This is a genomic window from Vescimonas fastidiosa (genome assembly GCF_018326305.1).
In the GTDB taxonomy this organism is placed as follows: Bacteria; Bacillota; Clostridia; order Oscillospirales; family Oscillospiraceae; genus Vescimonas; species Vescimonas fastidiosa.
Map to the genome: position 1 here is coordinate 810,409 of NZ_AP023415.1, position 22,877 is coordinate 833,285.

A 22,877-nucleotide genomic window follows, 5' to 3' on the forward strand; every position below is an offset into this window, starting at 1 on the left:
AATGGCGAAGAAAGATATTTACAAGTTCACTATTCAATTCAGCGGCGGAGATCCGCAGCATCAGCAGGTTGCGGAAATACTCAATCAGCAGGGGCGCCGGAAAGCACAGTTTCTTGTAAACACAGTTCTGCACTACATTCATTGCTCCGAAACGCCCGATATTCCTCAGCCGTCACCAGTTAATACCGACGCCATTGAAGCAATCGTGCGGCGCATTATGGAGGAATACTCAGAAAAGCCCACCCCAAAAGATGTCGGACAGGCGCCGGAGAAAAAGACGGTCAAATCCGAAGAGATCGCCTTTGATGACGCTGCCGAACTGCTGGGAGAGGATGGTATGGCGGCAATCAAAAATACTATGGCAAGTTTCAGAAGATGAGTAAGGGCGGCAGGAGCAAAACTCCTGCCGCCCTTTTATTTTATGGGTCAAAACGGTCTATGCAGCGCATAAACACAATGCAAAGCTCCTGGTACAGATCCTCGTCAAGAATTCCGTCTATAATTGATTCTTTCAGTAGCAAGGGCTGATATAGCATCAGTAATTCTGTTGTGGCTGTTCTGTCTCCGAATTTTGCTTGCAACAGTAACTCTTTGAAATTCATTTTGATTCACCTTCTTCCATAAATCGGCGGAGCTTCTTTATTGCACGGTAATACAGTGAGGCTACAGTCTTATAGGACATACCGAGTTCATCCGATAATTGCCCGAAGCTTTTTTCCTCAATGATTCTTTCAAGGACGATCCGCCGTTCGTTTTCCTTGATTGACCGAAGCGCTTGCCGCACGGTCTCATGATCCGTGATCTCCTGAATGATGTCCGTTGTATCGAACAGGAGATAGTCCAGGTCAAAAAGCGGTGTTTCAAAGCGAAACTTGCGGCTTTTCTCGGTCAAAAATTGAATTCTCCGATTATGGACTGCCTTTTTCACATAGGCCGAAAACTGGTTTTGCAATATTTCCTGCTCAGTTGAGCCATTATTCTTTTTATACATATAAAACCCTCCGTGTTTCTTGTCTGGCGTATGGGAGCAGACAAACACGGAGGAGAACGGCACCCGGGGCAATGACAGTTAAAACAAAAGAAAGCGCATTGACGGACATGAAAATCCGAAAATGCGCTTTCCTCTGCGTATATACAAGTGTCGTTATGATAATATGTGCCGGGCGGTGTGTCCCAAATAATTGAGAAAAGCAGTTGCAATACATAAGAAACGAGCTGCAACTCATATTCGTGAGTGCAACTCGTTTTAGGTGTCCAAGTATTATGCTCTAAGAGAAGTAAAAATAGACTTCGTCTTCCGCCGTTAGCTTAAATGAACCTCCTCATATGTACCATAGTGCTCCTTTCACACATAAAAAGCGAACCACAACTCACTAAATGCGAGCCGTAAGGATATTTATACGAACTGTAGCTCACACTAAAATATATATGAGGTGAACTACAGTGCAAAATGTATTAGATACCTTCGCTGCGGAAGTGCTCCGAAAGCGCAAGGCGATTGGCTACACACAGAGGCAGCTGGCGGATAAGCTCCATATGAGCATCCGTACTATTCAGGATCTGGAACACGGAATCAGCAATCCAAAAGCCGAAACCATCTTGCTTATTGCGAGAGAATTGGATATCAGTATTGATGCGATCCTGTTTCCCAATATTGTGCGAGGGCATATTTCAAAAACCGCTATGGATTTCTTCGCCGGAAAGAGTGAGGCAGAGGTTCAAAAGTATGTGTCCTTGTGTCAACAAGCAGATAAGCTGAAAACTGATAAATGAGCAGCCGTTTACAAAGATAAGCGGTTGCTTCTTTTTTCGATATATTGTTTGTCTTTTGACCTGCCACAACAAAAATCCCTATGTTCCTGCTATTCTAAGGATAGCAAAACATAGGGATTTTTTAGGGAATATATCGGGAAGAATTCGGTAGTTTTATTTTCTGTTGTAACAAAATCGGTAGCCGACACCCCAAACATTTTTTATCTGGACCGAATCGTCATCGGACAGTTTCTGCCGGAGTGATTTTATATGAGCTTTAACCACCTCATCAACATTATATGCAGTCTGCTCACTCCACAAGAGATCATAAAGCTGATCACAGGTAAATACTTTGTTTGGATTCTCGGCAAACAGAAGCAGCAGGTCAAATTCCTTTCGTGTCAGCATAATTTCCTTTTCGCCAAGGAACGCTTGCCGACTCTCCGGAGAAATACGCAGCCTTCCGGCCACTGTCATTTTGCATGAGCTATTTTCCTCTTTCCGTGTTTGCATGTGTGGCGAATACGCCTGTATGAGGGCTTGCGCTTGCGCAAAGCATTCTTCCATCGAATACGGCCGACACAGATATGCGTGCGCACCTGCCCGCAGAGAATTGAGGCGTTCTTCCGCATCCGCCGTATCGGACCCTAAAACTAAAATGGGAACGCCCTTTACTTTGCGTAGAGCATCCAGAAACCGGTGGTCGTCCTCTGCTGAAAGAGCGACATCTAAAATGGCTAAGCAAAAATCCCTGTGTACAACATGATAAAGTAAATCCGCTATGGTTTTCGGCCATATGACTGCATAACTTCTCGCTTCAAAATAGCTGCTTATCCTCTCTGCCTCGTCTATATTTCTATCCAACAGCAAAATATTGCTCATTCTATAATCACGCTTTCCTCCGCCGGTTACATCCTGTCGTTGCGTCTGCCGAATAAGGTTAAAACATAGAGGAAAAAGCGCAGAAAATAAACGAGAGAAGTCATAAGTGAAGCCAGGTAAGTGAGAGCAGCAGCGGACAGTACTTTCTTTGCTCCCGGCATCTCATCTGTCGTCAGTATTCCTTCCTGCAAAAGCATTTTTCCTGCACGGCGGCTTGCATTGATCTCTACCGGCAGCGTAACTAAAGTAAAAAGGAAGGATGTTCCGTACAAAATCACGCCGATCATTGCGATGTGAAATCCCATCTCAGGATCGGCACTGATCACAAAGGCGTCAAGCAAAAGCCCGATCAACACCAATGGCAATGCCAGCCTTGATCCGAAATTCACTACAGAAACCAGTGCTGTGCGGAATCTGTAAAACCAATAGCCTTCCTGTTTCTGCATGACATGTCCCATTTCGTGGGCAGCAACAGCTACGGATGCCACCGAGCTGTTGCCGTAAGTGCTTTCGGAAAGATTGACAACGCCTCTTCTCGGGTCATAGTGGTCGCTCAGGTTTCCTTTTACACGCCCGACGGATATTCCGTTTACCCGATTCGACCACAATAATTGGGCGACGGTATCATATCCGGTCTTTCCCGAACGGCACCGGACTTTAGAGTATTTTGAAAATGCCGAATGAACCTTTCCGCTTGCAATCGCAGAAAATAAGGTGCAAAACAGCATAGCGGTTATAAACCATATATAATCATTCCAGTACATAGCATTTCTCCGATCTGCGTACTTAAATGCCGGCGACGGAATCTATCGGCATGGACATGACAATCCCCTGCGCCTCACTGTGCATACCGCAGCTTTCTCCGATACACTTCATAAGCGCCACCTTGTTTGCGGACTCCGTCAGAATCAGAACGATTTCCTTTTCGTCCTGGACGCTCAAGCCCCAAAAGTTGGTCACATCCTCATTTCCGATGCGCCGACTGTGAATCACAGTGCCACCTTTGGCACCGGCACCACGAACGGTTTCCATCACATCACCGCTGAAGCCCCGGTTCACGATTGCCGCAACAAGAGAGTATTTTGTTTCAGACATACTGTTTTCTTCCTTTCCTCCGATATTCAATACTTCCTTTCCCGTATTCTGGGCAAGGATACGCAAAATCAGGTTGTTTGCTCCGTTCAGCGGGATCGTAAATGCAATACCGCTGTTTGCCATGTTTAACTGCAGCTCCGAGCGCAACTTATCCATCAGGACATCGGATAGTTCTTTCGGGATCATGCTGATCAAAACGCTTTTATCGATGCTGCCGAGACCGAGCATGTCCATGATCTCGCTGGAGGCGGTGCCTTCGGCATTGAAGCGATATTGCAGCGGCAGTGCACCCTTTTTGAACATTTCCGCTGCCTTCTCGGCAAGCTTTGGCGTGGTGATCAGCGTTAATAGCTGAAAAGATACTTTTTTCTCATAATCCATTTTACTCACCCTCCTCAAGGTCAACGATCGCATCGCAATCGTCGGCAATTTCAGCCGTTCCCGTCGATGTCCTCTTTTCAGTCTTCAGTTTATATACAAGACCCATAAGCTGAATGGCGATCAGCGGTGTCAAAGCAACCAGCGCAACCACGCCGAACGCATCAGTCATCAGATTTCCGCCAAGCGCCTCACAAACGCCGATGCTGAGAGGCAGCAGAAATGTCGAGGTCATCGGGCCGCTGGCGACGCCGCCGGAGTCAAATGCAATACCGATAAAAATATCCGGAACAAAACGGGACAGCACCAGAGCGATGAGGTATCCTGGGATCACAAACCATTGAATAGAGATCCCGGTAAGAACACGAAGCATTGCCAGCCCCACGCTCACGGCTACACCGATCGACATGCAGCGGTTCATCATTTTTACGGAGATAGCGCCGTTTGTAACAGTCTCTACCTGATGGTTCAGCACTTGGATGGCAGGTTCGGCCTTTACGATATAATAACCGATCAGCATACCGATGGGGATCAAAATCCAACGGAAGGACACCCCGGTCAGCTCTTTGCCGAGATAGGAGCCGAGCGGTGCAAAGCCGACATTGGCTCCGCAAAGGAACAGCACCAGACCGATGTATGTATACGCAAAGCCAACGGCAATGCGCTTGATCTGCCGCTTTTGGTAACGGCGGGTCATCATTTGGAAAATCAGAAACACCGCAATGATCGGCAGCAGCGATACAAGGACTTCTTTGGCATACAGCGGTAGACCTTGTGCAAACACACGGGCAACATCCTGGGTGGTGACGACAGTCGCCACATCGGTGAGCGTATACGCAGCCTCAGTCGGTTTGTAGAAACAACCGAGGATCAAAACGGCGAGAATCGGCCCGACACTGGAAAGCGCAACCAATCCGAAGCTGTCGCTGGCTGCATTTTTATCGCTCCGCACAGAGGCAAGCCCGACGCCCATTGCCATAATGAACGGTACGGTCATAGGACCGGTGGTAACGCCGCCCGAATCAAATGCCACAGCCAGAAACTCCTTCGGCACGAACAGCGATATAAGGATGAGCGCCGCATAGCAGATGATCAGCAGCAGGGGCAAGCTGATCTTATAGCGGATACGGACGATTGCCAGCGCAAGAAACAAGCCGACGCCGATTGCTACCGTCATAATCAGCACGGCATTGGGAACGGAGGGCACCTGACCGGCAAGGACCTGCAGATCCGGCTCGGATACGGTAATGATGACGCCCATAACAAAGCCGGTCAGCAAAACCGTTATAAGCTTTTTCATTTTCGAGATCTGCACGCCGACGCCTTCTCCGATCGGCGTCATCGCCATCTCTGCGCCGAGCTGGAAAAATCCCATTCCGACGATCAGCATGACCGCTCCGGTAAGGAACATAACAATGCTGCCAAGCTCCATCGGAACCAAGAAAATACTGAGCATCAGAACAATTCCGGTGATTGGAAGAACGGCGGAGAGTGACTCTTTGATTTTTTCTTTCAGTTTCAGATTCAATTTTGTGCTCTCCTTTTAACAGAGAGTTATTTTTTGCATTCCGCAAGCATCATAATGCCCTCAGCGATGAAAACAATACCGGTAAAGATGAACACCCAGGAGACGGTACCGCCTTGGTTCAGCAGGAGACAGATGCCGGCAGCAAGACCGATGACCGGCTTTGCATAGGTGCGAAGCTTTTGCACAGTACTCATGGAATAGCCATCTGTTTTCAAAGAGGAAACCAAATTCATCAGGCAATAGAGGATCATCAATGCCGCCACAATATAGAGCGTGATACTGACAAGCGTCCATCCGAGCAGCACGGTCACAAGGCCGGCGACAATTTTCACAGTGCCACTTTTACTGTCTTTTTTTGCGGCGTCCAGAATACCCATAACGATCAACGCTGCGCCGAGAACAGTAAATGCAATACTCAGCACGTCCCCTTTCAGCGCAATAAACAGGACACCCACAACGATTGCTGCGATTGCAGTAATCAGCTTATCATTGAATTTCATGCTTCGCACCTCGGTCTATCATATTTTGCCCAGAACGCCTTTACGGCATTTTCATACTTTTCCGGTTCCATAAAGTAGCTCATACCGTGATCGGCACCCGGAACAATCAGCAAATCCTTCGGTGCCGTACAGGCAGTGTAGTTCTCGTAGGTCATCTCTACCGGAACAAAATGGTCATCGGCGCCGTGGACAAGAATAACGGGAACATGGGTATGTTTAAGAGCTTCTACCGTCGAATGCTCCTTTGAGCCGACCTGTATTTTCCGACGACACATCCTGTCGGCAATCGCACTGCGTATGCCGAATCGAATGTGGAGGTTATCCTTAGCAATATGCTCCCATATCGCATTGGCCGATGTAAAACCGCAATCCGCCATGATCCCATGTACGTTGGGCGGCAGCTGCAGTCCGGCAGCCATCAGTACGGTGGTAGCCCCCATGGAAACACCGGCAAGGTAAACAGGAATATCGCTTCCGCAGCGTTCAATCTCCCAATTCAGCCAGTCCAGACAGTCAAAGCGTTCGGTAAGGCCGAAGCCCATATATTCGCCACTGCTGTTATTCTGCCCACGCTGCTCAACATAGAGCACGCTGCAGTTGTTTTTGTACCAGAAATCGGAGATCATCCCAAAATCCCGATGCCACGATGAACGCCATCCGTGGAAAGCAATAATCACTCTTTCCGGCTTTTCGCAGGGAAAATAATGTCCGACGAGCTTTTCTCCGTCATGAGCAATGATTTCAACCGTTTCATTCGGCTGTACGGCAAGGCTTTCAGAGGCACTCTCCATCCGGTTTGTGAACTCGTCGCTGCTTTTCTCTCCGGAGATACGCTTATCTGCTTTTTCCATCACCTTTGGCATTTCCCGATCAAGTGCTGTATCGATCAGGGCTTTTATTGTGACATATGCGTACAGCGATGCAACGGCAGCTGTTCCGGCTGCGATTCCTGCCGCTGTTACGATTTTCTTTGTATTCTTTTTCATACTACAACTTCCTTTCTGCTAAGGGATATCTTTAGTGCGCCGATTAAGACAGACGCACCTCCGGATTCGGATCATTCACAACAGATACCGGAAGAGGCCGGTGAGGAGTCGTAAAAGGAAATAACCGGCTTTCTTATAAAACGGCATTTCTCCTTGAAAATCCGGCCCTTCGTTCTCTGTTCCATCGGGCAGCACATGTCTGCTTTGCTCTGCCTTGACAGATGCGTTTTCCCGTAGGCATTGATTCAGCTCCGGGCAGTCGATCACCAGCATGAGCTCCGTGTCCAGATAGGTGCTTCTCAGGTCAAGATTATAGGAGCCGATCATACTGATGTGATCGTCCACCAAAATCGTTTTGGTATGCAGGGACTGCCCGCAGGACACTTCAAAGACCTCACTGCCGGTTGCAAGAATGTTTTTCTTCTCGTTCAGGTAGTCTGTGCAGCCAAAGGGGTTTGCTCCGCTTTCAATGGCATTGGTCATGATTTGGACCCGGCGACCGCCCTCACAGAAGCCTGCCAGTGTTTCATACATACCGTTATTGCAGATAATATAAGGAGTCTCAATCAAAATGCTTTCGCCGTTCTTCATGATGCCGCTCAATTGCTCCCAGAGTACAGGTGCTTTGTTTTCCGGCGAGGTTGGGTTGGAGAGAAGTGTGATACTTTTGGCTTCCAGCGTCTCTCTTTCCAAATCCACCGGCAAATAAGCCTCGGCATACGATCCCTGTAGTTCTGTATAATGCGTTCGGAGCGTTTCCTGTGCCTTTTGGAGGTTTCTCCGGTTGCCGGAGATTTCCTTGTTACAGGGCAAATCCCATATCTTCGCAAAATATGCTGTCAAGGCCTCGGTCGAGCTGTTCGTCCCATCAGAGCAGACCAAAACTTCTCTGTCAATGTTGCGGTCTTCCTTGTCCTTATATTCTCCGAGGAACAAATCGTTTGTGTTTCTTCCGCCTAATAGGTATTGCTTTCCATCCACGATCAGGTATTTGTCGTGCAGGCGGTAATTGATTTTCCAAGGAGTCATAAGATTGATGGGGTTATACAGCTTGATTTGTACATTCGTATTAGCCGCCAATGCACCGATCAGCCTGTTGCAGCGCAAATACATATCTCCGGAAATTCCGTCAACGAGTATTTTGATATTCACCCCACGCTCGGCAGCCTCATTCAAGGCCGCTATCATATCTTTCCCGCTGTTATCCACCCGAAAATCGAATGTTGACAGAATGATCTCGTTTTCGGCCCTGTCTATCAGTCGAAGACGCCAGATAAGCGCTTCACGGTTATCGTCAATACACAGAACCCGTTCTGTCACACCTGTACCGGCGAACTCGGCTCCTTCGAGCTCTATCGGTTCTTTTTGGAATATCGGCGGGACGATCAGGCTGATCAGTATGTAAAGCACAAACAGAATAGCCAAGGCCTTTATACCCTTAAAGATAACGTTTTTCATCAGCACCTTTCCTTTTATCCAGATTTGCAGAAATTATAATGTCCTTTTCTAAACTGAAACGAAACAAAAGGGAATTTGCTCAGGATCATAGTATTCCCGTTTGGATCTGAGAGAACGAGCATAATTAAAGAACGGCGCAGCCTTTTTTCGGCTGCGCCGTAACCATATCATTTGTTGAAGTGCTCAGTCAGATTTTTGGATGAGGTCGTTTTTCTTTAGCTTCCGCACAGCCAAACGGTGTTCAATATTCTCATGCAGTAATTGTGAGATCACCGCCATCAACGGGATAAAGAAGATGATACCTAAAACGCCAAACATCTTCCCGCCCAAAAGGACGGCGAGCAAGGTCCAAAACGGAGATAGCCCGACACTGCTTCCCACAACATGAGGGTAAATAAATTGGTTTTCAACGAACTGTGCCGCCTGATAGACGATCAGGCATAGGATCACCTTGTTTGGCTCAGCCAGCAAAGTCAGCAACATACCGATTGCACAGGACAAGAACGCTCCAATGTATGGTACAAAGGCAAAAGCTGCGGTCAAAACCGCCGTCAGCCCGGCATAAGGGATCCGGAATATAGAAAACGAAAGGAAAATCAGCGTACCAAGTATCAGCACCTCTACACATTGACCTGAAAGAAATTTGGCATAGGTATCGTGAGACAGCTTTGCGATATGGCAGACCTTATCTGCGACAGATTCTTTGCAATAAGCGTACAGCGCCCGTCTTGTTTGTTTGCCAAGTTCCTGCTTTCCAACCAGAACATAAAACATGATCACGAGCGAAACGGCTGCGTTGACAACAGTAGATATTGTAGAGCCGGCAACACTGACAACGGAGCCTATTACTACGCCTGCTCCGTTCATTGCCTTCTCGGCAATGGTTTTCCAATCCAACTTGTTGAGATATGCGCTGATCTCAGCGGTATCAAAGCCATAATTGCGCAGCACCGCTGCCCAGTCGGGCCACTTTTCTTTAATAAGAGAAATGATACTTTTTACGGAGGCTATGAGCTGAGGAATCGCAATGACACATAGTAGCACGATAATAGCGACTAAAAGCAACAATGTAATAATCAAACTTAAAACATTGATTGTGCGCTCGCTTGCTTTGGGCATAAGGCGAGAAAGACGCTTGCCGATCCCGCGCATCGGAACGCTCAGGATAAACGCCATGAGCAACCCTGCAAATACAGGGGTGAGCAATTCCGCACACACATGTAAAAAGTCCGAAATATAGTTCAAGTTGTTTAATGCTGTGAATAGAGCAACGCCGAAAGCAATCAAGCCAAGCTGTTGCTTAAATTTTTTATCCATATCTATTTCTCCACTGCAGAGGTCTGAGCTGATGCTTCTTTCTTTCCGTAACCCAGCCACCAGCCCAAAGCGCACACAGGCAATGCAGCTATGACATCCACAGCAGAATGTTGTTTCATAAAAACAGTCGAAAGGCTGATGCATACTGCGATGATGCCGAACACGATCTTCCATGCAACATTTTGAAAGCGTTTGCAATCCCACAGGGCAAACATAGCGGCAAACGAGCCGATAACATGGAGAGAAGGACAGACATTCGTGTTGGTGTCAAATGAATAAAACCCCGTTATAAAATCAGTAAGTATATTGGGTTCATCGAAATGCTCCGGTCGTAATTCCTGGCAGGTCGGAAATACGATGTAAATAAGCAATGTGATGCCGTATGTAACGATAACAAAGTGCATCATTCTTCGGAAGGCTCTTGTGTCAAAGAAAAAGGTATAGATAAGTGCTCCGATGAGAAAAACAAACCACAGAAGATACGGGATCAGCGCCCATTCCCAGAATGGGATCAAGTCGTCCAGCGCACAGTGTACAACGTAATAATGTCTTTCCGGCTGAAACCGTTCAAGAAACATAAACATCAATCCGAAAAACGGCCAAAACAGCAGCAACTTAACATGTGAAAACTCCGGCGTATTCATTTTTTTGAAACGAAACTGGCGGTAGTCCACCTCCGGTTTGATTTTTTTCGTGCTTCTTTGCATAACATTCCATCCATTCGTAACGTGCGGCAAAAGCGAGATAAGGGTTTACGGTGCTATCGTCGTTAGTAGCTGCTCCTCATATCGTGGTAAGTTCCGAATTTGCATATTGCGCTGTTGCTTTAAGAGTAATTTTTGTAAGCGAGGCCGGTTGAAACGCTGTACCACAATAAATGGCAAATTGCCGAGCAAAATGTAAACGGCCGTCATGCAAATACCTCCTATACCAGGCCAGAACCATAGCATTGCAAGCCCTGCAATCGATAAGATACCGTGTGTCCACTCTGCAACACAGGTTTCTTGGATCATTCTGGGCAAATCGGAAAGCGTTTGTCGCTTTAGCTTTTTTGCCGGCATGATATTTGTAAAAATACGGCTCATATCCGGCACCTTTGCCTGCCACTGCTTCACACGCAGCGCTTTCCATATTGCTTGTTCATATGAATAGCACCGCCACGGGAAATGATCCGCTTTGAACCAAGACTTTGGTACTAACCGTCCGACTACAAAAAACACAACACCCAAGGCCGCTATGTAAAGCAAGCAACGCAAAAAATGTTTCATAAGTTTGATACCTCTTTGATTTGCATAGCGGCCGTTGGAAATGCTGAATTACTTCTGTGGCTGGCCGCTTATCGCAGCAAGAAGCATTTGGGCACATGCCTCCGTGGACACGCCGGATGTATTCAGCAGAATATCGTAATTGCTCTTATCTGCCCACTCCTTCTGTGTCCAGAAGTGGAAATAGTTTTTCCGATCCCTATCCTTTTTCTGCATCAGATATTTTGCGTCAGTCTCCGAAACATTTTCCGTTCGGATAATGCGTTCCACCCTTTTCTCGGTATCGGATGAATAAATAAATGATTTCAGAACACGAGGGCTTTCCCCGAGGATCACCGTGGAGCATCTGCCAATAAAAACAGCAGGGCCTTTCAGCTCGATGTTTACCATTGTCCGACGAATTCCCTCGAACAGCTCATAGACTGTGTTCTTCCGGTTACGTGCGTAGTCCGAAAAAGCAGCAATGTCATACAGAAAGCTACCTGTACGCTGCTCGTCGTAGGTTTTCAGCAGTTCGATAGATACACCCTGGGCTTCAGCGGCTTTGATCAGCAACTCACCGTCATAGTAAGGTATTCCTGCCAATTCGGCAACACGCATACCGATCTCACGGCCGCCGCTTCCGAATTCTCTTTCGATTGCCAAGGATTTCATGGTTGTCTCTCCCTTCTGATTAAGATGCTTTGTCAAACTGGCTGTTGTATAGGTCAGCATAGAAACCGCCCTGTGCCAGCAGTTCCTCATGCGTGCCCTGTTCGATGATGTCGCCTTCCTTCATCACAAGGATCAGGTCAGCGTTTTTAATGGTAGAAAGCCGATGAGCGATCACGAAGCTGGTTCTGTGCTCTGTCAGCGTATCCATAGCCTTCTGCGTCATCAGCTCCGTCCGTGTATCGACCGAGCTGGTCGCTTCGTCCAGGATCATCATTGGGCTGTTTTTGATCATGGCACGAGCAATGGTAAAGAGCTGCTTTTGCCCTGCGGAAATGACCACATTTTCTCCAAGCACGGTATCAAAGCCATTCGGAAGCGTCTCGATAAAGTGATAGATCCCACACGCACGGCAGGCCTTTTCAAGTTCTTCGTCCGTAACCCCTGTTTTGTTGTAAACGAGATTTTCACGCACGGTTCCGTCAAACAGCCAGGTGTCCTGCAGCACCATGCCAAACAGCTCGTGGATGTTTTCTCGTGTCAAATCGGAGGTAGAAATACCGTCAATGCGGATATCGCCGCCGACCAGATCAAAGAACCGCATCAAAAGGTTGACCATTGTTGTCTTACCGGCACCTGTAGGACCGACGATAGCGACTTTCTGCCCCGGCTTGATGTGAGCAGAAAAATCTTTGATAATGATTTTGTCCGGATTATCCGGATAGCTGAAGCGAACATGGTCGAATTCGACCTCGCCATGCACCTCGGTCAATTTCTCGGTCTTATAGCTTTCATCCGAAAGTTCTTCCTCCTGCAGGAAGTCGAATATCCGATCTCCGGCGGCAGCTGCCGTCTGCATCTGCGTCATACCCTGTGCCAGTGTGCTGAGCGGGGAGGTAAACAAGCGGACAAACATGATAAATGCCGTGATTACGCCAAAGGTGATCTGCCCATCCATAACCAAAGCCGCACCGATCACACAGACCGCTACATAACCGAGATTGCCGATCACATTCATCAGCGGCTGCATAACGCCGGATAGAAACTGACTTTTCCGGTTTGCATCGTAAACCGCACGGTTCATCCCGGCAAAGTTCTTTTTGATCTCGTTGTTGGCACGGGAAATGCGTACAACATCATGGCCGGAGTACATTTCCTCCACATAGCCGTTGAGCTTACCGAGACTCTGCTGACGGGCGACGAAGTATTTTTGAGAACGGGACATGATTACCGCCATTACAACGAATCCAATCAGCGTAATGGCGATCGCTGCAAGCGCCATTCGCCACTCCGTCACAAGCATCATAATCAGGCAGCCTACGAATTGGGCAACTGCACTGATCATCGACGGAAGGCTGTTGGAAAGTGCCTGCTGAAGCGTGCTGACATCATTTGTCACACGGCTCAGAATATCGCCGTGCGAGATTTTCCCAAAGCACTTCATAGGGACCTTATTGATTTTATCGGAAAGATCCCGCCGCATTTTCTTGGACAGATCCAGCGTAACGGTAGCCATGATATATTGCTCAATATATCCGCACACTTCACCGATCAGATAGATCGCCAGCAGGACGCCTCCCACCTTTGCAACGGCAGAAAGGTCAATGCCGGTCATCAGTCCGTCTGAGATCAGATCCGTGATACGACTAAGCTGGTTTGGCCCGATGATCGTCAAGACAGCGCCGATCATGGAAAACACAAACGCAATGATCATTGGCAGCCGCAATTTTGAAGAATAGGTAAACAGTTCTTTCAGAACGCCCTTTATTCCTCGTTTACTTTTTTCGGGCACGCCTGTTCGGCGCCCCATCATTTGATTTCCGTTCATTTACAGAGCACCTCCTTATGCGCCCAGTTCTTCGGCGGACAACTGCGACATGGCAATTTCTCGATAGACAGCACAATTCTTTATCAGTTCCTCATGCGTACCGATCCCAACGGCCTTGCCTTCATCCAGAACGACGATCTTATCGGCGTTGCGGATCGTACCGATTCTCTGGGCAACGATCATGCAGGTAACGCCGCCGAGCTTTTCGGCAAGACCTTTTCGCAGCGCTGCATCGGTTTTGTAGTCCAATGCGGAGAAGGAGTCATCGAAAATCAAAATCTCGGGATTTCTCGCCAACGCACGGGCGATTGCCAAACGCTGCTTCTGTCCGCCGGAAACATTGGATCCGCCCTGTGAAATCGGTGCATCTAATTTGCCGGGCAGTTTTTCGACAAATTCACTTGCCTGGGCAAGTTCCAAGGCTTTCTGTGCGTTTTCGTCGGTAGGAACTGCGGCGCTTTCACCGAACAGCACATTATCCCGGATGTCACCGGCAAACAGAACCGCTTTCTGCGTTACATATCCGATACGGTCGTAAAGGGCGTCGAAGGTGTATTCTTTTATATCCTTTCCGTCGATCAGGACCGTGCCGGAGGTCGTGTCGTAAAAGCGAGCTGCCAGGCTGATGAGCGTTGTTTTACCGCTGCCGGTCGCACCGATAAATGCAATGGTTTCACCTTTATTCACCTTAAAGCTGATGTTTTCCAATACATCCTTATCCGAGGTGGGATAGTGGAAGGAAACATCCTTGAACTCGACTGTGCCCACTTCGGGAGCGTTGTCCGATTTTCCTTCCCGTAAGGTGATTTTTGCATTCAGCACCTCATTGATACGCCCGGCAGAAACCTGGGCCGAAGGGAAGAACATTACAATCATGACCATCATCATAATGGACATGATGACATAGGTTGCATAGGTGCCGAATACCATAATGTCACCGAATGTTGCGATCCTCGCTGCGACATCTGTAAGTGCGACCTTTTCCACGATAGATGCGCCTACCCAATAGACGGTCAATGCCAAAGTATTCATAGCGAACGAGACAGCCGGCATAAGCATCGCAAATCCGTGCTGATTGAACAGCTGCGTTCTCATCAATTCGTCGTTGGCCTGCTCAAATTTTTCCGCTTGATATTTCTCGGCATTATAAGCGTGCACCACATTGATGCCCGTCAGATTTTCACGGGATACACGGTTGATGTTATCCGTCAATTTCTGCACACGGCGGACACGCGGCACGATCACCGCAATGACGATTGCCATCATGGCAAGCAGCGCCACGACAAAGCCGGCGGTGATAACAGACAGCGTCCAGCTTTTGTTGATGATCTTTATGACCGCCCAAATCGCCATGATCGGAGATTTGATCATAATTTGCAGGCCCATTGCCACAAGCATCTGGATCTGCGTGATGTCATTCGTCGTGCGGTTGATCAGGCTCGGAACAGAAAACTGCTGCATTTCATACTGACCGAAATCCGCCACCTGATTAAACACCTTTTCACGGATTGTATAGCTGAAGCCTGCGGCAGTCTGCGCTGCCAAGTATCCGCAAATTACCGCAAGCAGAGCGCTTGCGAGCGTGCAGCCGAGCATTTCAAGCCCTGTTTGCCAGATGTCACTCATTGCGCTGCCAGGGGTCTTGATAAGTACTGTCAGGTCGCTCATATAGTCCGGCAGGCGCAGATCAAAATAGATCTGACCCAATACCAGAATGGCGCAAAGCCCGGCAGTCAGCCACTCCTTGCGTTTCATTTTCTTTAATAGCTCAAACATATTGGTTTGCTCCCATAATCTTTGTTGTTTATAATACCGTTAAGTTCGATACTTTGCCATCAGTTCCTTAAACAATTCCTGCGTCGAGGGCGGCGTATAGGTAATAGCGTTGGCCCCGGCCACGATTGTCTCATAGATGCTTTCGTTGGTTTTCCCACCGGATGCAACCAGCGGAACATTCGGAAACTCCGAGCGGATTTTTCGTACAACATTCGGAGTCTCTTTTCCGCAGGCGATATTTAAGATCGCAGCGCCATGCTGCAAACGGCTGGCAATGTCCGTGCCCTCATGCGTCACCGTGATAATCACCGGAATATCTACGGCGTTGCTTACAGCCAGAAGATTCAGATCGGAAATCGGTGCATTCAGCACAACTCCCATAGCACCTTGCGACTCCACGTCCTTCGCCAAGGATACCGTCCTTATTCCCTTGGTCGTCCCGCCACCAACGCCGCAGAACACCGGGATATAAGAGGAGCGAATGATTGCATCGCTGATCGCTTGCTGCGGAGTAAAGGGATAGACCGCAAACACGGCATCGGCGTCACAATTCCGAATAATTGCAAGATCGGTGGTAAAGACAAAGCTTTTGATCCTGCGTCCGTTGATGATAATTCCGCTGGCTTGGAAAACCGCCTCCGGGATCTTCAGAATATGCTGCCGCAAACGGCTGCCGATCTGAGGGATCTGCTCCTTTTTCATTTCTTCCATACTGCATCTCCTGTATTACCAGTCGGAGTTTCTGCGGGCAAAAGCCGCAATAATGCTTTCGATGCCGAACAGGATCAGATAGATTGCCACCATATAGCAGATCGCTCTGAGCGTTACAAAGGAAAGCGCCGGACTAAAGATCATCACAAATCCGAGCACAAGCCCGAGAATGTTCAGAATCAGTGAGAAATAGTAATAAAACGGATTTCCAATCAAACGAATCAGGTTTGTCCTTGTCAGCTCGGATATGCAGTGGGCGATAAACCAAATCGGGAGAAGAATCGTCAGTGCCCATTTCCCGACATTGGGATTGGCGATCAGCATCACGCCGCACATAACGCTTAAAATCCCAGAGATCAACGACAGCATCGGACCGAAGCTGATAAAGCGGGAAAGCCGGGCATATACCACGAGATCTTCAATGCCCATCACAATGGCGATCACGCCGTAAATAACGACCGCTCCCGTCAGCATGCTTTCCGGGCGGATAAAGGCAAAGATGCCAAGCAGGATCAGGAGCACGCCGACGATCAATTCGCTCCATCCAAAGCCGTTTTTTCTTTTCATACCGCATTCCCATCCTTTCTGTTCAAAATCGTCATGAATTCGCTGCCCGTAATGGTCTCTTTCTCGTAAAGATAGCTTGCAAGTTCATCCAACTTCTTGCGATTGTCTGCCAGCAGACGGCGAGCCTTTTCATGCTGCTTTTTGACAGTCTCCACGACCTTCTGATCGATTTCTTTTTGTGTATCCGCCGAGCAGGCAAGCGAGGTATCGCCGCCGAGGTACTGGTTGCTGACCGTCTCCATCGCAACCATATCGAATTCATCGGTCATACCGTAGCGGGTAATCATCGCACGGGCAAGTTTGGTTGCTTGCTCGATGTCATTAGAGGCACCGGTTGTAATCTGCCCGAATACGATCTCCTCCGCCGCACGGCCACCGGTCAGCGTGGCAATTTTGTTTTCCAGTTCTTCCTTGGTCATCAGAACCTTATCGTTCTGCTCGACCTGCATGGTGTAGCCCAGTGCGCCGGAGGTTCTGGGGATGATCGTGATCTTCTGCACCGGTGCGGAAGCCGTCTGCAAAGCAGCGACCAGCGCATGGCCAATCTCATGGTAGGCGACGACCTTCTTTTCATCATCGGTCATGATGGCGTTTTTCTTCTGATAGCCGGCGATGACGACCTCAATGCTTTCCTCCAGGTCTGCCTGCTCTACGACTGTGCGCCCACTGCGCACCGCACGGAGGGCAGCTTCGTTGATGATGTTCGCAAGCTCTGCGCCGGAGGTTCCGGAGGCCATACGGGCGATGGTATGGAAGTCCACATTGTCCGCCGTTTTGATCTTCTTCGCATGGACCTTGAGGATGGCTTCACGACCTGCGAGGTCAGGCAGCTCCACGGGAACACGGCGGTCAAAGCGGCCGGGGCGGGTCAGCGCCGGGTCAAGGGACTCCGGGCGGTTGGTCGCCGCCAGAATGATGACGCCGTTGTTGCCTTCAAAGCCGTCCATCTCGGTCAGAAGCTGGTTAAGCGTCTGTTCACGCTCATCGTTGCCGCCTATCTGACCATCGCGCTTTTTACCGATGGCATCGATCTCATCGATAAAGACGATACAGGGCGCTTTTTCCTTGGCCTGCTTGAACAGGTCACGCACTTTTGATGCACCCATACCGACGAACATCTCCACAAATTCCGAGCCGGACATGGAGAAAAACGGAACACCGGCTTCGCCTGCAACAGCCTTAGCCAGCATCGTTTTGCCGGTACCCGGAGGGCCTACAAGCAATACGCCCTTGGGCATAGATGCGCCGACATCGGAATACTTCTTGGGATTATGTAGGTAATCGACGATTTCGGCAAGATTTTCCTTTGCTTCATCCTCACCAGCGACATCGGCAAAACGGATGCCGTCCGTGGACGGAACGTAGACCTTGGCATTGCTTTTTCCCATACCGAACGCCATCGCATTTGGGCCGCCTGCCTGGGACATCATTTTCTTCGCCATATACTGTCCGAGGGCAGCAAAGATCAGGATCGGCAGAATAAATGTCAGGAAAAAGCTGAGCAGCGGAGACATGCCTTTTTCAATATTCCGTGTGAATTTAGCTCCCGATGCATACAGCCGCTCGGTCAGGGTGGGGTCGTTCATTTCGCCAGTCTTGTAGATCTGGGTATTGTCCTTGTCTGTGAATACGATCTCGGAATCGGCAACCTCTACGCTGCCGATATCTTTATCCTCGATCATCTTCATAAAGGTACCGTAATCAACCTCTTTCACTCTGGCATTTGCAAGCAACGGAGAGATGACCATGTTGAAAACCAGAATGACCAACAAAACAATGCCGTAATAATAGATCAGGGGTTTTCTCGGTGACTTAACTTCTTTCATACTTACCCGACTCCTTTTCGTTCATTGTGGTGAGTATACTGTCCATTTCTAAACTGAAACGAAACAAACCGGAGAAAAAACTCCGTTTTGCTTCATTTCGTCAGCCATCGAGACCTATGTTTTTCTTTGCTGTGGACAGCATAAGCTTGATGCGGTTCAGCTGATTGACCTCGCTGGCACCGGGGTCATAATCCACCGCAGCAATATTGCTTTGCGGGTATGCTTTTTTCAGCGCTTTGATCACGCCCTTGCCTACAACATGGTTTGGAAGACACGCAAACGGCTGAATACAAACTACATTCGGCGTGCCATGTGTGATCAGTTCGATCATTTCTCCGGCTAAGAACCACCCCTCACCGTATTGATTGCCCAAAGACAAAAAGGGTTTTGTCATTTCAGCAATCCGGTAAACAGACAATGGGGCCTCAAACCGTTTGCTTTCGTTCAGCGCATCAGTTGCCGGTTTGCGCAGAGCGGCAATCAGCCTTATTGCCGCCTTGGATACGATGACCGAAGATTTTTTGGTGCCGAGGTATTCCGCCTTGTATTGGGAGCCGAAAACACAGTAATTGAAGAAGTCCAGCAGATCCGGAACAACAACCTCGGCACCTTCCCGTTCCAGCAGTTCCACCAAGTGGTTGTTTGCCAGCGGCATATACTTCACAAGGATCTCACCGACAATGCCGACCCTCGGCTTACGGATCGTTTCATCGATGGTGAAGCTGTCAAACGCATTGACGATTCCACGGCATACTTCCTTATAGGTGTACTGCGTTTTTGAATTTATGAGTGAGTCGATGCAAATATCCTGCCACTTTTTATGGAGCGCATCGGCAGAACCGGGTATGACCTCATACGGTCGCACACGGTACAGGCAGCGCATAAAAAGATCTCCGTAGACGATCGTTTTTGCGGCATCCGTGACTAAACCGGCGGACAGGCTGAAACCCTCATTTTTCTCCATCCCGTTGGCGTTCAGGGAAATGACCGGAATATGGGAGTATCCGGCCTTATCCAAGGCGCGGCGAATGAAGGATACATAGTTGCTGGCACGACAGCATCCGCCGGTCTGTGTCATAACGATTGCCAAACGGTCGGTATCATATTTGCCGGAAAGTACGGCATCCATAAATTGTCCGACCACCGTAATAGAAGGATAGCAGGCATCGTTATTGACATATTTGAGTCCCATATTCACAGCACTGCGATTGTCATTGTCCAGAACAACCAGGTTATATCCGTGCTTGCGGAACACGGGCTCCAAAATATCAAAATGGATCGGACTCATTTGCGGCGCAAGAATGGTATACCCCTTTTCCCGCATTTCTTTGGTGAACTCTGTTCGGTGATACGCCACAGGCTTTGCCGTCGCCCTGCTTTGATCCTGCTTTCGCATAGCCATAGCAGAGAGCAAGCTGCGGATTCGGATACGGACAGCGCCGAGATTGGCGACCTCGTCGATCTTCAAAAGCGTATACAGCTTGCCGGAAGCCTCCAGAATCTCGCTTACCTGATCTGTCGTTACGGCATCAAGTCCGCATCCGAAAGAATTGAGCTGAATCATCTCCAATTTATCATGTTGGCAGACAAATTCCGCTGCATTGTACAGCCGGGAATGATATACCCACTGATCCACAACACGCAAGGGCCGGGACGGCTCAAAATCGATGGGAAGACTATCCTCAGTAAAAACCGTCAGACCGTAGGAGGCAATCAGTTCCGGGATCCCGTGGTTGATTTCGGGGTCGATATGATACGGCCGCCCCGCCAGCACGATTCCGCACTCGCCGTTATGCTTCATCTGATTGAGCAGGCGCTTGCCTTCCGTACGAATATCTGCCTTGACCCGCTGCTGTTCTGCCCATGCCGCTTTTACTGCCGCATGCACCTCCGGTGCGGGAATATTCCATTCCTCACGGCAGAGCTTTACCATGCGGTCAGCAACCGTCTTTTCATCGGTAAACGCCATAAATGGGCGTATGTAGCGCACGGCTCCATTGGTAACGGCTTCCACATTGTTTTTGATGTTTTCAGGATATGAAACAACAATGGGGCAATTAAAATGGTTCTGTGCTCCCAGCGTTTCCTGGTGTTCGTAGAATACGCAGGGGTGAAAGATCGTTTTGATGCCTTGGTTGATGAGCCACTGTACATGGCCGTGCGCCAGCTTTGCGGGGTAACATTCCGATTCGGATGGGATTGACTCCATCCCAAGCTCGTAGATCTTTCGGCTTGAAAAGGGGGATAAGATGACCCGGAAATGCAGCTGTTTGAAAAAGGTTGCCCAAAACGGGTAGTTTTCATATAGGTTCAGCACCCGGGGAATACCGATCGTCCCCCGTGCGGCAGCTGACTCTGCAAGCGGCTCATAGCCAAATATGCATCGGCGCTTGAATTCAACCATATTGGGTGCAGCTTTTTTCCGCTCGGCATTGCCGACCATCTTTTCACAGCGATTTCCTGTGATGTGGCGGCGCTCTCCGTCAAAAACATTTACCGTCAGCATACAATGGTTGGCACAGCCGCCGCAGCGTCTTGTGAAAGAGGAATAGGTCAGCGCCTCGATCTGCTCCAGTGAAAGCATCTTAGTCGGTGTCGGTGCTCCGGTGTAATTGCGTCTGGCGATCAATGCGGCACCGAAAGCACCCATCACGCCGGAAATATCCGGGCAAATCACTTCTGCACCGGCAATTTCTTCAAACGCCCGCAAGACAGCCTTGTTATGAAAAGTACCGCCCTGCACGACGATATGGCTGCCAAGCTCCTCCGCCGAGGACAGCTTGATGACCTTATACAAAGCGTTTTTGATCACGGAATAGGCAAGGCCGGCGGAAATATCCGAAACCGAGGCACCTTCTTTTTGTGCCTGCTTGACATTGGAATTCATGAAAACCGTGCACCGGGTACCGAGGTCAACCGGGTGTTCGGCAAATAGTGCGGTTTGTGCGAACTCTTCTGCAGTATATCCTAAAGAGTTTGCAAAGTTTTCAATAAAGGAACCGCAGCCAGAGGAGCAGGCTTCGTTAAGCATGATACTGTCCACAGCACCGTTTTTCAGACGGATACATTTCATATCCTGACCGCCAATGTCCAGCACACAGTCCACTTTTGGATCGAAGAAAGAAGCGGCCGTACAGTGAGCAATCGTTTCCACTTCTCCGTCATCCAGAGAAAAGGCAGCCTGCAGCAGTGCCTCTCCGTAGCCGGTAGAGCACGCCCGGACGATTTTTGCATTCCCCGGCATTAGCGTTTGCAGTTCGTGGATACCCTTTTTTGCCGCCTCGATTGGGTTGCCGTTGTTGTTCGTGTAGTAAGAATACAGCAGTTCACCGTTTTCCCCGATCAGCGCCATCTTGGTTGTCGTAGAACCAGCGTCGATTCCCAGATAGCAGTTCCCTCGATAGGCGGAAAGCTCACCACGGGCAACGGAAGCCCGAGCGTGTCTGCAGCAGAACTGCTCATATTCTGCGTGACTTTCAAATAGAGCCGGAAGCCGGGGCATTTCAAAAGAGATCGAGACGCCGTTTTTCAGACGCTCGATCAGGGTGTCGATTGGGACAGTGTCTTTTTCCGTGCTTTCCATTGCAGCGCCCATGGCGGCAAACAGATGGGAGTGATCCGGATCAACAGTCGTTTCCGCTGTCAAACCAAGAGTCCGTACAAATGCCTTTTTCAGTTCCGGCAGAAAATGCAGCGGACCTCCGAGAAATGCCACGCATCCCCGGATCGGCTTTCCGCAGGCAAGACCGGAGATCGTCTGGTTCACGACTGCCTGAAAAATAGATGCTGCAAGGTCCGCTTTGGTTGCCCCTTCATTGATCAAGGGCTGAATATCTGTTTTCGCAAATACGCCGCAGCGTGCTGCGATCGGGTAGATCTGCTTGTACTGCTCAGCCTCTCTATTCAGTCCGGCGGCATCCGTTTGCAGCAGCGATGCCATTTGATCGATGAAAGAGCCGGTTCCGCCGGCGCAGACACCGTTCATTCGCTCCTCTAATCCGCCGGTAAAGTATATGATCTTAGCATCCTCGCCGCCAAGTTCAATCGCCACATCCGTCTGCGGCGCACATTTTTTCAGGGCTGTAGCGACGGCAACGACCTCCTGGACAAAGGAAATATCCAACGCTTTCCCCAGATTGATCGCACCGGAGCCGGTAATGCAAACCTGCAGTTCACATTCCCCAACAGATTTCTTGGCTTCTTCCAACAAAGTGGATAGGGTTTCCTGCGTGTGGGCCTGATGCCGTCTGTATTCTCCGTAAAGGATCTCATCGGCGTCATCAAGTACCACAAGCTTTACGGTCGTGGAGCCGATGTCGATCCCGGCACGGTATTTTTTCATAGATGATTCCTCCTG

At 49.1% G+C, this 22,877-nt stretch carries 21 protein-coding genes; 2 read left to right on the forward strand and 19 right to left on the reverse strand.

Features of this window, described 5'->3' with window-relative positions; translation table 11 throughout:
- The first annotated feature begins 1 nt into the window (after position 1).
- Positions 2-379 (forward strand): hypothetical protein, encoded by a 378-nt coding sequence (locus KI236_RS03895; protein ID WP_212819515.1) that lies wholly within the window; start codon positions 2-4, stop codon positions 377-379.
- A gap of 40 nt (positions 380-419) precedes the next feature.
- Here KI236_RS03895 and KI236_RS03900 read toward each other — a convergent pair whose 3' ends face one another.
- Both KI236_RS03900 and KI236_RS03905 read right to left on the reverse strand, forming a co-directional pair.
- Positions 420-602 (reverse strand): helix-turn-helix domain-containing protein, encoded by a 183-nt coding sequence (locus KI236_RS03900; RefSeq protein WP_022177421.1) that lies wholly within the window; start codon positions 600-602, stop codon positions 420-422.
- Positions 599-991 (reverse strand): RNA polymerase sigma factor, encoded by a 393-nt coding sequence (locus KI236_RS03905; RefSeq protein WP_022177420.1) that lies wholly within the window; start codon positions 989-991, stop codon positions 599-601. The genes KI236_RS03900 and KI236_RS03905 overlap by 4 nt, the downstream gene beginning before the upstream one ends.
- Before the next feature lie 452 nt (positions 992-1,443).
- Here KI236_RS03905 and KI236_RS03910 point away from each other — a divergent pair, with 452 nt between their 5' ends.
- Positions 1,444-1,773 (forward strand): helix-turn-helix domain-containing protein, encoded by a 330-nt coding sequence (locus tag KI236_RS03910; protein WP_022177419.1) that lies wholly within the window; start codon positions 1,444-1,446, stop codon positions 1,771-1,773.
- A 153-nt stretch (positions 1,774-1,926) separates the two neighbouring features.
- Here KI236_RS03910 and KI236_RS03915 read toward each other — a convergent pair whose 3' ends face one another.
- From KI236_RS03915 to KI236_RS03995, 17 genes are all read right to left on the reverse strand, one after another.
- Positions 1,927-2,634: a response regulator transcription factor gene (locus KI236_RS03915; protein ID WP_022177418.1), complete on the reverse strand. Its 708-nt coding sequence runs from the start codon at positions 2,632-2,634 to the stop codon at positions 1,927-1,929.
- Positions 2,635-2,660: 26 nt separating this feature from the next.
- Positions 2,661-3,398, reverse strand: coding sequence for a zinc metallopeptidase (locus KI236_RS03920; RefSeq protein ID WP_212819517.1), 738 nt, complete (start codon positions 3,396-3,398; stop codon positions 2,661-2,663).
- Between the two features lie 22 nt (positions 3,399-3,420).
- Positions 3,421-4,110: a hypothetical protein gene (locus KI236_RS03925; protein WP_212819518.1), complete on the reverse strand. Its 690-nt coding sequence runs from the start codon at positions 4,108-4,110 to the stop codon at positions 3,421-3,423.
- 1 nt (position 4,111) lies between these two features.
- On the reverse strand, positions 4,112-5,635 hold the full coding sequence (locus tag KI236_RS03930) for a DUF1538 domain-containing protein (protein WP_022177415.1): 1,524 nt from the start codon (positions 5,633-5,635) through the stop codon (positions 4,112-4,114).
- Between the two features lie 26 nt (positions 5,636-5,661).
- On the reverse strand, positions 5,662-6,135 hold the full coding sequence (locus KI236_RS03935; RefSeq protein ID WP_022177414.1) for a DUF308 domain-containing protein: 474 nt from the start codon (positions 6,133-6,135) through the stop codon (positions 5,662-5,664).
- The gene (locus tag KI236_RS03940) at positions 6,132-7,121 is read right to left on the reverse strand and encodes an alpha/beta hydrolase (RefSeq protein WP_212819521.1); all 990 of its coding nucleotides are present in this window, start codon (positions 7,119-7,121) and stop codon (positions 6,132-6,134) included. Before KI236_RS03940 ends, KI236_RS03935 begins: the two co-directional genes overlap by 4 nt.
- A 75-nt stretch (positions 7,122-7,196) precedes the next feature.
- Complete coding sequence (locus KI236_RS03945) at positions 7,197-8,579, reverse strand: phospholipase D-like domain-containing protein (protein ID WP_022177412.1); 1,383 nt, start codon at positions 8,577-8,579, stop codon at positions 7,197-7,199.
- A gap of 183 nt (positions 8,580-8,762) precedes the next feature.
- Positions 8,763-9,896: an AI-2E family transporter gene (locus KI236_RS03950; protein WP_212819523.1), complete on the reverse strand. Its 1,134-nt coding sequence runs from the start codon at positions 9,894-9,896 to the stop codon at positions 8,763-8,765.
- Between the two features lie 2 nt (positions 9,897-9,898).
- Positions 9,899-10,603 carry a phosphatase PAP2 family protein gene (locus tag KI236_RS03955; protein ID WP_022177410.1) on the reverse strand — a complete coding sequence of 235 codons (705 nt, stop codon included), beginning with the start codon at positions 10,601-10,603 and terminating at the stop codon, positions 9,899-9,901.
- Positions 10,604-10,648: 45 nt separating this feature from the next.
- Positions 10,649-11,164: a glycosyl-4,4'-diaponeurosporenoate acyltransferase CrtO family protein gene (locus KI236_RS03960; protein ID WP_212819525.1), complete on the reverse strand. Its 516-nt coding sequence runs from the start codon at positions 11,162-11,164 to the stop codon at positions 10,649-10,651.
- Between the two features lie 48 nt (positions 11,165-11,212).
- Positions 11,213-11,815 (reverse strand): cytidylate kinase-like family protein, encoded by a 603-nt coding sequence (locus tag KI236_RS03965; RefSeq protein ID WP_212819527.1) that lies wholly within the window; start codon positions 11,813-11,815, stop codon positions 11,213-11,215.
- A gap of 19 nt (positions 11,816-11,834) precedes the next feature.
- Entirely contained in the window at positions 11,835-13,640 is a 1,806-nt protein-coding gene (locus KI236_RS03970; RefSeq protein WP_022177408.1) for an ABC transporter ATP-binding protein, read from the reverse strand.
- Positions 13,641-13,655: 15 nt separating this feature from the next.
- On the reverse strand, positions 13,656-15,416 hold the full coding sequence (locus KI236_RS03975) for an ABC transporter ATP-binding protein (RefSeq protein ID WP_212819529.1): 1,761 nt from the start codon (positions 15,414-15,416) through the stop codon (positions 13,656-13,658).
- 39 nt (positions 15,417-15,455) lie between these two features.
- Positions 15,456-16,118: a beta/alpha barrel domain-containing protein gene (locus KI236_RS03980; RefSeq protein WP_212820633.1), complete on the reverse strand. Its 663-nt coding sequence runs from the start codon at positions 16,116-16,118 to the stop codon at positions 15,456-15,458.
- Between the two features lie 24 nt (positions 16,119-16,142).
- Positions 16,143-16,694 carry an HdeD family acid-resistance protein gene (locus tag KI236_RS03985; RefSeq protein WP_212819531.1) on the reverse strand — a complete coding sequence of 184 codons (552 nt, stop codon included), beginning with the start codon at positions 16,692-16,694 and terminating at the stop codon, positions 16,143-16,145.
- Positions 16,691-18,520, reverse strand: coding sequence for an ATP-dependent zinc metalloprotease FtsH (gene ftsH / locus KI236_RS03990; RefSeq protein WP_212819533.1), 1,830 nt, complete (start codon positions 18,518-18,520; stop codon positions 16,691-16,693). The genes KI236_RS03985 and ftsH overlap by 4 nt, the downstream gene beginning before the upstream one ends.
- Positions 18,521-18,620: 100 nt before the next feature.
- Positions 18,621-22,862: a 2-hydroxyacyl-CoA dehydratase gene (locus tag KI236_RS03995; RefSeq protein ID WP_212819535.1), complete on the reverse strand. Its 4,242-nt coding sequence runs from the start codon at positions 22,860-22,862 to the stop codon at positions 18,621-18,623.
- Positions 22,863-22,877: the final 15 nt, after the last annotated feature.